The sequence below is a fragment of the Niveispirillum fermenti genome, assembly GCF_048066175.1.
In the GTDB taxonomy this organism is placed as follows: domain Bacteria; phylum Pseudomonadota; class Alphaproteobacteria; order Azospirillales; family Azospirillaceae; genus Niveispirillum; species Niveispirillum fermenti.
This window is the reverse complement of record NZ_JBLTXA010000001.1, coordinates 213,317-226,644: the sequence shown is the minus strand read 5'-3', so window position 1 is coordinate 226,644 and position 13,328 is coordinate 213,317. Positions and strand designations below refer to the sequence as shown.

Sequence of the window (13,328 nt, the reverse complement as noted above, 5' to 3'; positions counted from 1 at the left end):
AACCCATCACCTTTGAGAGGAGGTTGCCATGGCGGGTCGCATCGACGCGCGTCTGGCCGAATTGAATATCGAACTGCCCAAGGCTGCGGTGCCCTTGGCCGCCTATATCCCGGCCGTGCGCACGGGCAACCAGCTTTTCATTTCCGGTCAGGTGCCGATGTGGAACGGGGAACTGCGTCATGTCGGCAAGCTGGGCGCCGGCTGTTCGATTGAGGAAGGGCGGGAGGCGGCCCGTCTTTGCGCCCTCAACATCATCGCACAGGCCCGGCTGGCGCTGGATGGCGATCTGGACCGCGTGGTGCGGGTGGTGAAGCTGGTGGGTTTCGTCAACTCCACAGGCGATTTCAATGACCAGCCCAAGGTGATCAACGGTGCGTCGGAATTGATGGGCGAAGTGTTCGGTGATGCCGGCAAGCATGCCCGTTCCGCCGTCTCCGCCGCGTCACTGCCCTTCGGCGTGGCGGTGGAGGTAGAGGCCGTGCTGGAGGTCGCCTGACCCGGTCTCCGGCCTGCCCGCCCTGGTCGCAGGCAGGCCGGAGATGCTGTTAAACAGAACGTAAAGCGAACATTTTCCGCGACCGTCCGGCTCCGCCGCGCTATGCTGCCAGGATACGACCTTTCGTGAGAAGGAAGCGGAATCTTGTCGGGATATTGCGATGTGGCGCCGGGCCATGAATGGCACGGTCCCTATCATGATCATGAATATGGCGTCCCGCTCACCGGGGATGATGAACTGTTCGAACGGCTGGTGCTGGAAATCAACCAGGCCGGCCTGTCCTGGCTCACCATCCTGAAGAAGCGGGAAAGCTTTCGCGCCGCCTATGATGGTTTTTCCGTCGATGCGGTGGCGGCTTACGGCCCTGCGGATATTGACCGGCTGCTGGCCGATCCGGGTATCATCCGAAACCGGCTGAAGGTCCAGGCCGCTATTCACAATGCACAGATGATCCAGCGCCTGCGATCCAGCCACGGTTCCTTCCATGGCTGGATCGCGGCTAACCACCCGCGGGGCAAGCCCGAATGGGTGAAGCTGTTCGGCCGGACTTTCCGCTTCACAGGCGGGGAGATCGTTGGCGAGTTCCTGATGAGCATCGGATATCTGCCCGGCGCCCACCGGCCCGATTGTCCGGCCATGATTGCTATGTCGAATCTCGATTTGCCCTGGCAACAAGCCATAAAGGCGGGTTTTCAGGGCTATTCCGCCCTCTGAACGGGCAAACGCCTGTTCGGTTGGTTAGCAATTGCATATTTCTTGAGCAAAAATCTAAGAATCGATCAATAAAAAAGGCAAGCCGATAAAATCGGCTTGCCTTCGAATTCAGAAAGTTAAAAACTTATCTTGTCGAACGGGGTTGGATCCCTGTTTTGACACCGCCTGGTGGCGATTCCTCCCTAAACTCAGGCCGCGCTGCCTTGCTGGCGCGGTCTTTTTCTTTTGTGGGGCGGAGTATAAGCAGGCCTCGGCACACCCGTCACCATCAAAAATCATTAACCAAATGCTTCGCACAAAAATGATGCGGGCACTGTGGCAGCATTGTCACGGATGCATGGTTCGGTTTCGAACCATATCCCTGCTGCATGGCTTCCCTGGATCGCAGATTCTATCTAACACATTGAAAATAAAGAAAAATTTAGTCTTCTTCTCATTGGACGCCGGCTTGGGTTGCTTGTGCCCTTTACGCAAACGGAATGAATGCCCAAAAGGGCAGCACAAGCCTATTATTTCATCAATGCTATCGTTATCATGATTTTCTCTGCGTAATCCTTAATCGTCCATCTGTTAATATCTACTCCCGCCATGGGGGAATATCATGGCGGGGAGAGGGGAATCGGTTGCCTGCCGGTCAGCCCAGCAGGACGAATTTCAAAAGGAACAGCCCCGCCAGCACCAGGACGACGGGTCCCGCCTCCCGCCAGCGGCCGGTCAGGATCTTGATACCGGCGAAGGTGATGAAGCCGATGGCGATGCCATGGGCGATGGAATAGGTCAGCGGCATGGCGATGGCTGTCGCCACGGCCGGTGCATATTCCGTCACATCCTCCCAGTCGATTTCGGTCAGTCCGCGCGCCATCAGGCACGCGATGTAGAGCAGGGCGGGGGCCGTGGCATAGGCGGGGATGTTGGCGGCCAGTGGGGCCAGGAACAGGCAGGCCAGGAACAGCACGGCCACCGTGACGGCCGTCAACCCGCTGCGCCCGCCGACATTGGTGCCGGCCGCGCTTTCGATATAGGAGGTGACGGTGGATGTCCCCAGCGCCGCACCGGCCGTCGTGGCGGCGGCATCGGCGAACAGGGCGCGCTTCAGGCGCGGCAGCCTGCCATCCTTGTCCAGCAACCCGGCCCGGTGCGCGACACCGACCAGGGTGCCCGCCGTGTCGAACAGATCGACAAAGAAGAAGGCGAACACGACCGTGACCAGCCCGATGCTGAAGGCCCCGGCCAGATCCATGGCCAGGAAGGTGGGGCTGGGATCGGGGGGCAATGACACGACCTGCCCGTTGAACGGGGTGACACCGGATACCATGCCGACCAGTGCCACGGCCAGGATGGTCAGGATCACGGCCCCCGTCACCCGCCGCGCGGCCATCGCGCAGAGGATGATGAAACCGGCAGCAGCCAGCAGCGGCTGTGGCTTCGTCAGGTCGCCGATGGTGACCAGCGTGACGGGATGGGCCCGGATCAACCCGGCATTTTCCAGCGCGATGATGGCCAGGAACAAACCGATCCCGGCCGAGATCGCCAGCTTCAGCGTGCGCGGAATGGCGTTCACCACCGCCTCACGCACGGGCAGCACCGACAGGATGATGAACAGGATACCGGACAGGAACACGGCCCCCAGCGCCACCTGCCAGGAATAGCCCATCTGTCCGACCACCGTGAACGCGAAATAGGCGTTCAGCCCCATGCCCGGTGCCTGGGCGATGGGATAGTTGGCGTAAAGCCCCATGATGGCGGAGCCCAGCGCCGCGGCCAGACAGGTCGCCACGAACACGGCCCCATGGTCCATGCCCGCTGCCGACAGGATCTGCGGATTGACGAAGATGATGTAAGCCATGGTTAAAAAAGTCGTGAACCCGGCCAGCAACTCCGTCCGGACATCACTGCCCAGCTCGTTCAGCTTGAAGTAGGATACCAGCATGCGCATGGGCGCCCCCGCGCGTCGGATATGGGGAGAGACGGAATGCCAGTATTCCTTGAAAAAGCCATGGGAGCCATAGGGTTGGTGGCCTTGTTCGCACTGGTCGTCTTTCCCGTCCCGGCCCTGGCGCAATCGCCGGCCCGGACCCAGGCCGACCCGCCGACCATCCGCGTCGATCCCGCTGCCTGCCGGTACCTGACCCGCCACCAGCCCGGCGCCGATGTCGAATACCGGCCCGGTGTCGATGTGCATGGCCGGCCGGTCGCCCCGGCCGATTTGCCCGACAGCGCCGCCATCGCGCTGCCGGAGGTGATCGAGATCGAGTTGACCGCCGATCTGGCCCGGCGTTTCGGTATCGCAACAAATAACCTCTACCGGGGGGAGGTGCAGATCGGTACGGTAACGGTCGAGCGTGACCGGGTTCTGTTCAACGGCCGTCCCGTCCAGCCGGCGGCCGAAGCCGACCTGGTGGCGCTCTGTGCCAATGTTCCCCATTGAGATGTGAGGGCTGACCCATGGACCGCGCCGCCGCCAAAGCCATCCTGAAACAGCGGATCGATCAGGCCATGGGGCGCAACCGCGCCGATCTTGTCATCAAGAATGTACGGCTGCTGAACGTGGCTACCGGTGCCATCGATGAAACCGACATCGCCATCTGCGGCGACACCATCGTCGGCACCTATGACCGCTATGACGGCGTCATGGAGATCGATGGCAGGGGCCGCTTTGCCGTGCCGGGTTTCATCGACACCCATGTCCATTGTGAAAGCACCCTGGTCGCCCCGTCGGAATTCGACCGCTGCGTCCTGCCCCGCGGCACCACCACGGCCATCTGCGACCCGCACGAGATATGCAACGTGCTGGGGCGGACGGGGCTTGAATATTTCCTGGATTCGGCTCTGACGACAGCGCTGGACCTGCGCGTCCAGCTTTCCTCCTGTGTGCCGGCCACGCATCTGGAAACGGCGGGCGCCCGGCTGAAGGCCGACGATCTGGCCCGCCACCGCCACCATCCCAAAGTCATCGGCCTGGCCGAGTTCATGAACTTTCCCGGCGTGCTGTGGAAGGATGAGGAGACGCTGGACAAGCTGGCGGAGTTCTATGGCGCCCATATCGATGGGCATTCACCGCTGGTCACAGGAAAGGAACTGAACGCCTATCTTTCCTGCGGCATCCGGAACTGCCATGAATGCACCAGCCAGGCCGAGGCGCGGGAAAAGATCGCCAAGGGCATGCAGGTGCTGATCCGCGACGGCTCGGTGTCAAAGGATGTGGATGCGCTGGCAGGATTGATCGATCCGGTGACCAGCCCGTTCCTGGCCTTCTGCACCGATGATCGCAACCCGCTGGACATCGCGGAGGAAGGACATCTGGACCATCTGATCCGCCGTGCCATCGCCCATGGGGCGGATATTGCCGCCACCTATCGCACGGCCACATGGTCGGCGGCACGCGGTTTCGGGCTGACGGACCGGGGGCTGGTGGCGCCGGGCTATCGGGCGGATATCGTCCTGCTGGACGATCTGGCGCAATGTGCCGTGTCCCAGGTGATCCGGGCCGGCAAGCCGGTATCCCCTGAAACCTTTGCCGGCCGCACCTCTGCGCCCGCCGTGGGCCTGAACTCCATCAAGCGCGACCGCATCGGGGCCGAAGACCTCGCCATTCCCGCCGCCGGTCCCGGCACGCCTGTCATCGGTGTGCTGCCCAACAAGATCATCACGGAGGCGTTGCAGGCCACCGTCCCCTATCGCAACGGCCGCCGCCATGCCGATCCGGACAATGACATCCTGAAGATCGTCGTGGTGGAGCGCCACGGCTTCACCCGCAATATCGGCAAGGGCTTCGTGAAGGGCTTCGGCATCCGGTCGGGCGCGCTGGCCAGTTCTGTCGGCCATGACAGCCACAATATCTGCGCGGTGGGCTCCAGCGACGCCGACATGGTCGCTGCCATCAACCGCCTGATCGAAATCGGCGGTGGCTTCGTGGCTGTGAAGGATGGTGCTGTTGTCGGCGAACTCGCCCTGCCGGTCGCGGGCCTGATGAGCCTGAAGCCGTTCGAGGCGGTGGAACATGAGTTGGAAGCGCTGCGCACATCGGTCAAGGCGCTGGGCTGCCCTCTGGCTGAGCCCTTCCTGCAACTGGCCTTCCTCCCCCTGCCGGTGATCCCGCATCTGAAGATCACCGACATGGGGCTGGTGGATGTGGACAAGTTTGAGCTGGTGGCGGCGTGATGACTTACAGTTAATACTATTTTGCGGTGATCAGAACCAATTGGTTCTGATCACCGCCCTCAAATCCCGTTTTCGCGCAAGGTGCCGGGCGACTTTACCTCCGTCCCTCCACCACCAGATCATGCACGAAGCCCAGCTTGCGCTGCACCGGCTCGGTCAGGACGAAGGGATAGAGATCGGCCTGGCCCATTGACCGGTTCAGGGTGTTCAGTGCCACGGTCAGCGGCACCCAGGCGGAGATCAGGCGGGCGGCGCGGCGCACGCGGTAGGGATCAAAATCGACCGTGGCGGAAAGCTCGCCCTCCTCATCCGCATCCGGTTCCAGCCGCATGCCCAGGGCCGCGGCGGTTTCCAGCGTGTCCACCATGTGCAGGTAATGCGCCCAGGTCTCCGCCCAATCCTCCCATGGGTGCATGGTGGCATAGGCCGAAACATGGTTCTCCTGCCAGCCGGCGGGGGCACCTTCCTTGTAATGCTGTTCCAGTGCCTCGCCATAATCGGTCCGCTCGTCGCCGAACATGGCGCGGAAATCCTCCAGCTTGCCGCCGTCGCGGACCAGGATATCCCAATAATAATGCCCTACCTCGTGCCGGAAATGGCCCAGCAGGGTGCGATAGGCCTCGCCCATGTCGGCGCGCATCTTCTCGCGCGTGGCGTCGTCCGCCTCTTTGAGGGCGATGGTGACGACGCCGTCGGCATGGCCGGTCATCACCCGTTCCTCCGCTTCCGGATCGTCGGCCAGGAAGTCGAAAGCCAGCGGCTCCGGATGGGCGTCGTCCGGGCTGGGGTGGGGCAGGCCCAGACGCATGATCGTGTAGATCAGCCGTCGTTTCGCCGCCTCCATCTTCTGCCACAGCGCATGATGGGCCGGGTCCGACAGGTCGGGCACGGTGCGGTTATGCTGACAGGCCCGGCAGAAGACGGGCGCTTCGGGATCGTCCCCATCGCCCACCGCCACCATCCAGTTGCAGGCGCTCAATTCCCAATTGCGGCAGAATCGCCAACGTTGCGTGTCCCCCGCTTGCCCGCCCGTTGGCAGCACGCGCCATACCGGGCCGTCGGCTTCCACCGCCGCCATGGCGTCCGTTCCAGGCAGATAGCCTACCGTCCGGCCACAGCGCAGGCAGGCCGTATTCTCGAAATGAAGGACCTGGGTGCAGCATTGGCACTGGAACAGCTTCATGGGGGGCCTCTGGGGAACCGGCGTCCGGACGGCAACGCGGTGGCGGCCTTTCCGGTTCCGGCGTGGCGCACGCCGGTCAACCATTCTCCCACCTTGCCGCCGGCCGCGTCAGCCCATAAAGTCCGGCACGATCGTCATTTCTCCTGATTTGCGAGTTTTCCTCCCATGCGCATGTCCACCTACTTCCTGCCCACCCTCAAGGAAACCCCGTCGGAGGCGCAGATCGTCAGCCATCGCCTGATGCTGCGGGCCGGCATGATCCGCCAGACATCGGCCGGTATCTATGCCTGGCTGCCGCTGGGCTGGAAGGTCCTGCAGAAGGTGTCGCAGATCGTGCGGGAGGAACAGGACCGGGCCGGCGCCCAGGAACTGCTGATGCCGACCATCCAGTCGGCCGACCTGTGGAAGCAGTCGGGCCGGTATGAGGCCTACGGCAAGGAGATGCTGCGCATCACCGACCGCCATGACCGCGAGATGCTGTTCGGCCCCACGAACGAGGAGATGATCACCGACATCTTCAAGACCTTCGTGAAGTCCTACAAGGACCTGCCCAAGAACCTCTACCATATCCAGTGGAAGTTCCGGGACGAGGTCCGGCCCCGTTTCGGCATCATGCGCGGCCGTGAATTCCTGATGAAGGATAATTATTCCTTCGATCTGGATGCCGAAGGGGCCCGGCTGTCCTACCGCCGGATGTTCCTGGCCTATCTGCGCACCTTCGCCCGCATGGGCATCAAGGCCATCCCGATGCGCGCCGACACCGGCCCGATCGGCGGCGATCTGAGCCATGAGTTCATCATTCTGGCCGATACCGGCGAAAGCCAGGTGTTCTGTGACAAGGCCTGGCTGGACATGGACGTTCTGGCCGACAATCCGGATGCCAATGGCGACCTGAAGGATTTCTTCGCCAAATATACCAGCATCTATGCCGCGACGGAGGAAATGCACGACGCGGAAAAGGCGCCGGCCGATCTGGTCACCGCGCGCGGGATCGAGGTGGGGCACATCTTCTATTTCGGCACCAAATACTCCGCCCCCATGGGCGCGGTCGTGACCGGACCCGACGGGCAGCCGGTGACGGTGGAGATGGGGTCCTACGGCATCGGCGTGTCGCGCGTGGTGGCGGCATTGATCGAGGCCAGCCATGATGATGCCGGCATCATCTGGCCGGATCAGGTGGCGCCGTTCAAGGTGGCGCTGATTAATCTGAAGGCCGATGACGCGGCCTGCCGCACCACCTGCGACGATCTCTATGCCCGCCTGCAGGCCGCAGGGGTGGAGGTGATCTATGATGACCGCAGCGAGCGGCCGGGCGCCAAGTTCGCCGACATGGACCTGATCGGCATTCCCTGGCAGATCACCATCGGCCCCCGCGGCCTGAAGGCCGGTACGGTGGAACTGAAACGCCGTGCATCGGGCGAGAAACTGGAACTGCCTCTGGAAGAGGCACTGGCCAAGGTGACGGCATAATACTATTTTGCGGTGACCAGCACCTATTGGTGCTGGTCACCGCCCTCAATTGCCGGCGCCAACATTCGTTGGCGCGGGCGACGCCGCACGAGCGGTGCTGTGGCAGTCGCCGCCGGACCAACTTGCGTCATTTGTTTGGATGAGGGGAGGGGCGGCTCATGGGGCCGCCCCTTTTATACGGACGGTCGAAATATTTGGCCCTTCGTACCCGCGGCGACTGCCGCCGCGCGCCACGTGGCGCGTGCCCGAGCCGTTGGCATGTGGGCGCCGGCGCTTGAGGTGCCGAAAACCTTGACCATCGGTCAAGGTTCTGGGCCGCTGGTATACCCAAACAACCAGGGAATCCCCGAAATCTCTTGTTTAAGTATCTGAAAATAAAGGAAAATATGAGGTCTCTATCGGGATCTTCCGAGGGGCGCGGTACATTACGTGCGCCTGAACCCTTCCCGTGCCTTCGCCGCCTCCTCCCGGATCACACAGCCCTCGGCATGGTCGTTGATCAGGCCCATCGCCTGCATGAAGGCGAAGAGTGTCGTGGGGCCGACGAATTTCCAGCCGCGTTTCAGCAGATCCTTGGACAGTTTCACCGATGTGGCAGAAGTGGAGGCCGATTGGGGGCGCCCGTGTTCCCCCGGCGGCGGCTCATGGCGCCAGAAATACGCAGCCAGCGACCCTTCTGCGGCGATCAGTTCCTGCGCCCGCCTTGCATTGTTGATGGCAGCCTCGATCTTGCCGCGATGGCGGACGATGCCGGCATCGGCCAGAAGCCGTTCGACATCGCCAGGGCCGAAGGCCGCAACGGCATCGATATCAAATCCATGGAAGGCCACGCGGAAATTCTCCCGCTTGGCCAGGATGGTGCGCCAGGACAGGCCGGATTGAAACCCCTCCAGGCACAATTTCTCGAACAGCCGCCGGTCGTCGGCGACGGGGAAGCCCCATTCGGTATCATGATAATGCGGAAATTCCGGCGCCGACGCACACCAGCGGCAGCGGGGGCGGCCATCCGGGCCGGGCAGGGTCTTGTCCATGGCGGCACCCGTCAGGCGGCACGCAGGAAGCTCAACCGGTCGTCGACGCGACCGGGGGTGATGGCCTGGATGTCGGGGCTGACGATCCCTTCGATCACGAAGGGATCGGTGGCAACACGGGCCATTATGGCGGGGGCATCGGTGCCATGGGCCAGGATGGCCCCGCCCCGGCCGGCTTCCAGCCCGCCGGCCAGCAGGAAGACGCCATCGTCGAAGCCCTGCCGCAGCCAGGCATTGTGCGCCTCCATGAATTGCGGCGCACGCGCCTTGTCCCCGGTGAAGCGCAGGAAGATGATGAACATGTGGTTCCCCCCTTATTGATTTGTCGGTGTCGCAAGCGCTGCCAGCCAGTCGCGCATCGCCGCCACTTCCCGCCGGACGAAGGTTTCATCCCTGAAGGCGGTGGCCAGCGTCGCCACCCCCTGGCTGCGGCCCAGCAGGTGCAGCGCCAGTTCGTCCGCGCGTTCCCCATGGCCCATGAGGGTGAACTGCCGTGCCAGCCAGGTGCGGAACAGGGTGAAGATGCGGGCCGCGTCGGGCAAGGCGGCGTGATCCAGCTTGGCAAGCTCGTTCGACAGGGTGCCGACGGGACAGCCATGGGCCATGATCTTCGCCTGATTGGTGATCAATATATGGATGAAGCCGGTGATCCGCGCCGCCGGCCCGTCCCCCGCGGCCTCCCACCCGTCCAGCATGGCCTGTGTGGCCGCCAGACGCCGGTCGATGACGGCGGCCAGAATCTCGTCCTTCGCCTTGAAATGGTAGGTCAGGTTGCCCCGCGCGATCCCCACGGCCTGCGCGATGTCGGCCAGGGACGTGTGGTCGAACCCGCGCTGATAGAACAGCGCGTCGGCGGCTTCCACGATCTGGGTGCGGGTGGGCGGCATGGGATTAGGTTCAAGGCGATTGACCTGGATGAAAATTAGGTCAATCGACCTAACGCCGTCAAGCGGCTTTCATCGCGACGGCGTTCATCCTGTTTTATGACTGGGGTTGTGAGGGGCCCCGCCATGAAAAGGCCGCGGACCACCCTTCCGCCGCCGCCCCATTTCCGCCTATAAGCAAGGCTAAACCCCTGCGTCGTTTCCTGTTCGCCCGAGATGTGATGATCTTCAGCCCCTTTGAGCGCATGGTCGCCTTCCGTTACCTGCGGGCGCGGCGGCAGGAAGGGACGGTGTCCGTCATCGCCGGCTTCTCCTTCATCGGGGTGGCGCTGGGTGTGGCGACGCTGATCATCGTCATGTCGGTGATGAACGGCTTCCGGGCGGAGATGGTGGCCCGCATCCAGGGCGTGGGCGCCCATGCCGGCATCACGGCCGAAAGCGGCGTGCTCAACGATTACGGCCCGCTGCTGGACCGGCTGCGCGCCGCGCCGGGTGTGCTGCGCACGATGCCGGTGGTGGAAGGCCAGGCGCTGGCCACGGTCGATGGCCGCGCCGTGGGTGTCAAGGTGCGCGGCCTTTCCGCGGACGACCTGATGGACAGGCCCGTCGTCGGCCGCAGCCTGGTACGCGGCACGCTGGACATGGGGGAGGACGGGGCCGTGCTGGGCTATGGCCTGTCACGCGCGCTGGGCGTGGCGCCGGGCAGCGGTGTCACGCTGATCAGCCCCAAGGGCACGCCCACCCCCTTCGGCACCATGCTGCGCAAGAAGGAATTCCCCGTGGACGGGGTGGTGGACCTGCGCATGCCCGAACAGGATGGCAGCCTGCTGTTCATGCCGCTGGAAAGCGCGCAGGCCTTTTTCCGCACGGGTGAGGGCATCAGCGCCATCGACGTGTTCGTGCTGGACCCGATGGATGTGGACCGCATGCGCCGAACCTTGGAACAGGCGGCCGGCCCTGGCTTCAAGATCACGGACTGGCGGCAGTCCAATCAGGGGCTGGTGACGGCGCTGGGCGTGGAACGGGTGGCCATGTTCATCGTGCTGACGCTGATCATACTGGTGGCCAGCTTCAATATCGTTTCCTCCATGGTCATGCTGGTGCGCGGCAAGGCCGCCAGCATCGCCATCCTGCGCACCATGGGGGCGGAGCGGGCCAGCATTTCCCGCATCTTCCTTCTGGCTGGCGCGTCCATCGGTGCCGTCGGCACGCTGCTGGGCTTCGGGGTCGGGCTGCTGCTGACGGTCAATGTCCAGGCCATCGGCCATGCGCTGGGCCAGGTGCCCGGCATTGGCGGCTCGCAGATGCTGCTGTTCCTGACCACGCTGCCGGCCATCATCGATTGGGGGGAGGTGACATTGGTTGTCAGCCTGGGCCTGTTCCTGTCGGTCGGCGCGACGCTGTATCCCGCCCGCCGCGCGGCGTCGATGGACCCGGTGGAGGCGCTGCGCCATGGCTGAGGGGAAAGCCCGCATGTTCGGCATCGTCGAACGCTGGATCGCCTTCCGTTACCTGCGTGCCCGGCGCCAGGAAGGCTTCATTTCCGTCATTGCCGGCTTTTCCTTTCTGGGAATTGCGCTGGGTGTGGCGACGCTGATCATCTCGCTGTCGGTCTTCAACGGGTTTCAGCGCGACCTGCTGGCCCGCGTGCTGGGTTTCCAGGGCCATGTCGTGGCCATGGATGGCAGTGGCACCTTCCCCGTCACGGACATGCTGCTGGACGGGGTGAAGCAGGTGCCGGGCGTCGTGTCGGTCATGCCCACCGTGGATGCACAGGGGCTGCTGTCCTTCCGCGACTTTGCCGGGGGGGTGCTGGTGAAGGCCTTGCGCGCATCGGACATGGCGGCCCGCCCGGCCTTTGCCGATGCGCTGGTGGAAGGTTCACTGGCGTCGGGCGACGGCATCGCCATCGGCGCCCGCATGGCCGAACGGGCAGGGATCGCCCTGGGCGACCGCGTTACCATCCTGTCCCCCAATATCGAGGGGCAGGGCGGTTCGCCGCGTTCGCGCGCCTTCACGGTTGCGGGTATCGTGGCGCTGGGCGTCTCGGAATTCGATGCCACCCTGGTGCTGATGGACCTGCCGACGGCCCAGTCCTTCTATGACCTCTACGACACTGTCTCCACCATAGAGGTCACGCTGGCCGACCCCACGCTGGCCCGGTCCAAGCTGGGCGACATTGCCCGGCAATTGCCGGGCAGCCTCTATGTCCGCGACTGGGCGCAGGTGAACGGTGCCTTCTTCGGCTTTATCGAGACGCAACGCAATGTCGTGACCCTGATCCTGGGCATGATCGTCGTCGTCGCCGCCTTCAACATCATTTCCGGCATGATCATGATGGTGCAGGACAAGGGGCGGGAAATCGCCATCCTGCGCACCATGGGGGCCGGGCGTGGCACCATCCTGCGCATCTTCCTGATGTCGGGGGCGTCGATCGGGATGGCCGGCACGGCGGCAGGGCTGGCGCTGGGTCTGCTCCTGTCGGGGCATATGGAAGGGCTGCGTCAGATCATCCGGTCGGCCACGGGCGTCGATCCGTTCAATTCGGACATCTATTTCCTGTCTTCCTTGCCTTCCTTCACCGATCCGTGGCAGGTGGCCCAGGTGGGTCTGGCGTCGGTTGCGCTGTCGCTTCTGGCCACGTTCTACCCTGCCTGGCGGGCTGCCCGCCTGGACCCCGTCGAAGCCTTGCGATACGAGTGAGAAATGGATGACATCGTCCTGCGCCTGACCGATATCCATCGCAGCTTCACCCAGGTGGAAAGCCCGCTGCATGTGCTGCGCGGCGTCAACGCCGCCATCCGGGCGGGGGAGATGGTGGCCCTGGTCGGCCCCAGCGGGGCGGGCAAGTCCACGCTGCTGCACATTGCCGGCCTGTTGGAACATGCCGATCGTGGTGTCATCGAGGTGGCGGGCTGCAAGGCCGACGGCCTGTCCGACAAGGAGCGCACGGCCATCCGGCGCGACAGGATCGGCTTCGTCTACCAGTTCCACCATCTGCTGCCGGAATTCTCGGCACTGGAGAATGTCGTCATCCCGCAGATGCTGGCCGGGGCGGCCCGTGCCCAGGCCGGCACGCGGGCACAGGAACTGCTAGGCCTTGTCGGCCTGTCGGCCCGTGCCGGGCACCGTCCGGCCAAATTGTCGGGCGGGGAACAGCAGCGCGTGGCCATTGCCCGCGCGCTGGCCAACCGCCCCCGGCTGCTGATCGCGGACGAGCCGACGGGCAATCTGGATACGGCGACGGCCGAGACGGTGTTCGCCCTGTTCGCCGATCTGGTGCGCGGGCAGGGTCTGGGGGCGCTGGTCGCAACCCATAATCTCGACCTGGCCCGGCGCATGGACCGGGTGGTGGAAATGCGTGACGGCGTGCTGGTGGAGCATTGACG

At 64.0% G+C, this 13,328-nt stretch carries 13 protein-coding genes; 8 read left to right on the top strand and 5 right to left on the bottom strand.

Features of this window, described 5'->3' with window-relative positions:
• The first annotated feature begins 28 nt into the window (after nt 1-28).
• Both ACM9LZ_RS00945 and ACM9LZ_RS00940 read left to right on the top strand, forming a co-directional pair.
• Entirely contained in the window at nt 29-496 is a 468-nt protein-coding gene (locus tag ACM9LZ_RS00945; protein WP_416617457.1) for a RidA family protein, read from the top strand.
• A 144-nt stretch (nt 497-640) separates the two neighbouring features.
• Nucleotides 641-1,210, top strand: a complete 570-nt coding sequence (locus tag ACM9LZ_RS00940) for a DNA-3-methyladenine glycosylase I (RefSeq protein WP_416617456.1) — start codon at nt 641-643, stop codon at nt 1,208-1,210.
• 634 nt (nt 1,211-1,844) lie between these two features.
• Here ACM9LZ_RS00940 and ACM9LZ_RS00935 read toward each other — a convergent pair.
• Nucleotides 1,845-3,146, bottom strand: coding sequence for an NCS2 family permease (locus tag ACM9LZ_RS00935; RefSeq protein ID WP_445376487.1), 1,302 nt, complete (start codon nt 3,144-3,146; stop codon nt 1,845-1,847).
• A 36-nt stretch (nt 3,147-3,182) separates the two neighbouring features.
• Between ACM9LZ_RS00935 and ACM9LZ_RS00930 the strand changes: the two genes are divergently transcribed.
• Nucleotides 3,183-3,638, top strand: coding sequence for a hypothetical protein (locus ACM9LZ_RS00930; protein WP_416617455.1), 456 nt, complete (start codon nt 3,183-3,185; stop codon nt 3,636-3,638).
• 17 nt (nt 3,639-3,655) lie between these two features.
• Nucleotides 3,656-5,371, top strand: a complete 1,716-nt coding sequence (ade, locus tag ACM9LZ_RS00925; RefSeq protein WP_416617454.1) for an adenine deaminase — start codon at nt 3,656-3,658, stop codon at nt 5,369-5,371.
• A gap of 94 nt (nt 5,372-5,465) precedes the next feature.
• Here the strand turns inward: ade and ACM9LZ_RS00920 are convergent, their stop codons facing one another.
• On the bottom strand, nt 5,466-6,554 hold the full coding sequence (locus tag ACM9LZ_RS00920; RefSeq protein ID WP_416617453.1) for a zinc-binding metallopeptidase family protein: 1,089 nt from the start codon (nt 6,552-6,554) through the stop codon (nt 5,466-5,468).
• A 165-nt stretch (nt 6,555-6,719) separates the two neighbouring features.
• Here ACM9LZ_RS00920 and proS point away from each other — a divergent pair, with 165 nt between their 5' ends.
• Nucleotides 6,720-8,024: a proline--tRNA ligase gene (gene proS / locus ACM9LZ_RS00915; protein ID WP_416617452.1), complete on the top strand. Its 1,305-nt coding sequence runs from the start codon at nt 6,720-6,722 to the stop codon at nt 8,022-8,024.
• A gap of 425 nt (nt 8,025-8,449) precedes the next feature.
• Here the strand turns inward: proS and ACM9LZ_RS00910 are convergent, their stop codons facing one another.
• Genes ACM9LZ_RS00910 through ACM9LZ_RS00900 form a run of 3 tightly spaced genes read right to left on the bottom strand, consistent with a single transcriptional unit; the run spans nt 8,450 to nt 9,942 of the window.
• On the bottom strand, nt 8,450-9,055 hold the full coding sequence (locus ACM9LZ_RS00910; protein WP_416617451.1) for a DNA-3-methyladenine glycosylase I: 606 nt from the start codon (nt 9,053-9,055) through the stop codon (nt 8,450-8,452).
• A gap of 11 nt (nt 9,056-9,066) precedes the next feature.
• Nucleotides 9,067-9,357 carry a YciI family protein gene (locus ACM9LZ_RS00905; protein WP_416617450.1) on the bottom strand — a complete coding sequence of 97 codons (291 nt, stop codon included), beginning with the start codon at nt 9,355-9,357 and terminating at the stop codon, nt 9,067-9,069.
• Nucleotides 9,358-9,369: 12 nt separating this feature from the next.
• On the bottom strand, nt 9,370-9,942 hold the full coding sequence (locus ACM9LZ_RS00900; protein ID WP_416617449.1) for a TetR/AcrR family transcriptional regulator: 573 nt from the start codon (nt 9,940-9,942) through the stop codon (nt 9,370-9,372).
• A gap of 218 nt (nt 9,943-10,160) precedes the next feature.
• Between ACM9LZ_RS00900 and ACM9LZ_RS00895 the strand changes: the two genes are divergently transcribed.
• The 3 genes from ACM9LZ_RS00895 to ACM9LZ_RS00885 are packed head-to-tail and all read left to right on the top strand — an operon-like array spanning nt 10,161 to nt 13,326.
• A complete protein-coding gene (locus ACM9LZ_RS00895) occupies nt 10,161-11,399 on the top strand; it encodes a lipoprotein-releasing ABC transporter permease subunit (RefSeq protein ID WP_416617448.1) in 1,239 nt (412 codons plus the stop codon).
• Nucleotides 11,392-12,642 (top strand): lipoprotein-releasing ABC transporter permease subunit, encoded by a 1,251-nt coding sequence (locus tag ACM9LZ_RS00890; protein WP_416617447.1) that lies wholly within the window; start codon nt 11,392-11,394, stop codon nt 12,640-12,642. Before ACM9LZ_RS00895 ends, ACM9LZ_RS00890 begins: the two co-directional genes overlap by 8 nt.
• Nucleotides 12,643-12,645: 3 nt before the next feature.
• On the top strand, nt 12,646-13,326 hold the full coding sequence (locus tag ACM9LZ_RS00885; RefSeq protein ID WP_416617446.1) for an ABC transporter ATP-binding protein: 681 nt from the start codon (nt 12,646-12,648) through the stop codon (nt 13,324-13,326).
• Nucleotides 13,327-13,328: the final 2 nt, after the last annotated feature.

Bases quoted from the DNA above. Each gene is read 5' to 3' on its own strand.
- ACM9LZ_RS00945 (WP_416617457.1), top strand. From the start codon at position 29: ATGGCGGGTCGCATCGACGCGCGTCTGGCCGAATTGAATATCGAACTG.
- ACM9LZ_RS00935 (WP_445376487.1), bottom strand. From the start codon at position 3,146: ATGCGCATGCTGGTATCCTACTTCAAGCTGAACGAGCTGGGCAGTGAT.
- ACM9LZ_RS00930 (WP_416617455.1), top strand. From the start codon at position 3,183: ATGCCAGTATTCCTTGAAAAAGCCATGGGAGCCATAGGGTTGGTGGCC.
- ade (WP_416617454.1), top strand. From the start codon at position 3,656: ATGGACCGCGCCGCCGCCAAAGCCATCCTGAAACAGCGGATCGATCAG.
- ACM9LZ_RS00920 (WP_416617453.1), bottom strand. From the start codon at position 6,554: ATGAAGCTGTTCCAGTGCCAATGCTGCACCCAGGTCCTTCATTTCGAG.
- proS (WP_416617452.1), top strand. From the start codon at position 6,720: ATGCGCATGTCCACCTACTTCCTGCCCACCCTCAAGGAAACCCCGTCG.
- ACM9LZ_RS00910 (WP_416617451.1), bottom strand. From the start codon at position 9,055: ATGGACAAGACCCTGCCCGGCCCGGATGGCCGCCCCCGCTGCCGCTGG.
- ACM9LZ_RS00905 (WP_416617450.1), bottom strand. From the start codon at position 9,357: ATGTTCATCATCTTCCTGCGCTTCACCGGGGACAAGGCGCGTGCGCCG.
- ACM9LZ_RS00900 (WP_416617449.1), bottom strand. From the start codon at position 9,942: ATGCCGCCCACCCGCACCCAGATCGTGGAAGCCGCCGACGCGCTGTTC.
- ACM9LZ_RS00895 (WP_416617448.1), top strand. From the start codon at position 10,161: ATGATCTTCAGCCCCTTTGAGCGCATGGTCGCCTTCCGTTACCTGCGG.
- ACM9LZ_RS00890 (WP_416617447.1), top strand. From the start codon at position 11,392: ATGGCTGAGGGGAAAGCCCGCATGTTCGGCATCGTCGAACGCTGGATC.
- ACM9LZ_RS00885 (WP_416617446.1), top strand. From the start codon at position 12,646: ATGGATGACATCGTCCTGCGCCTGACCGATATCCATCGCAGCTTCACC.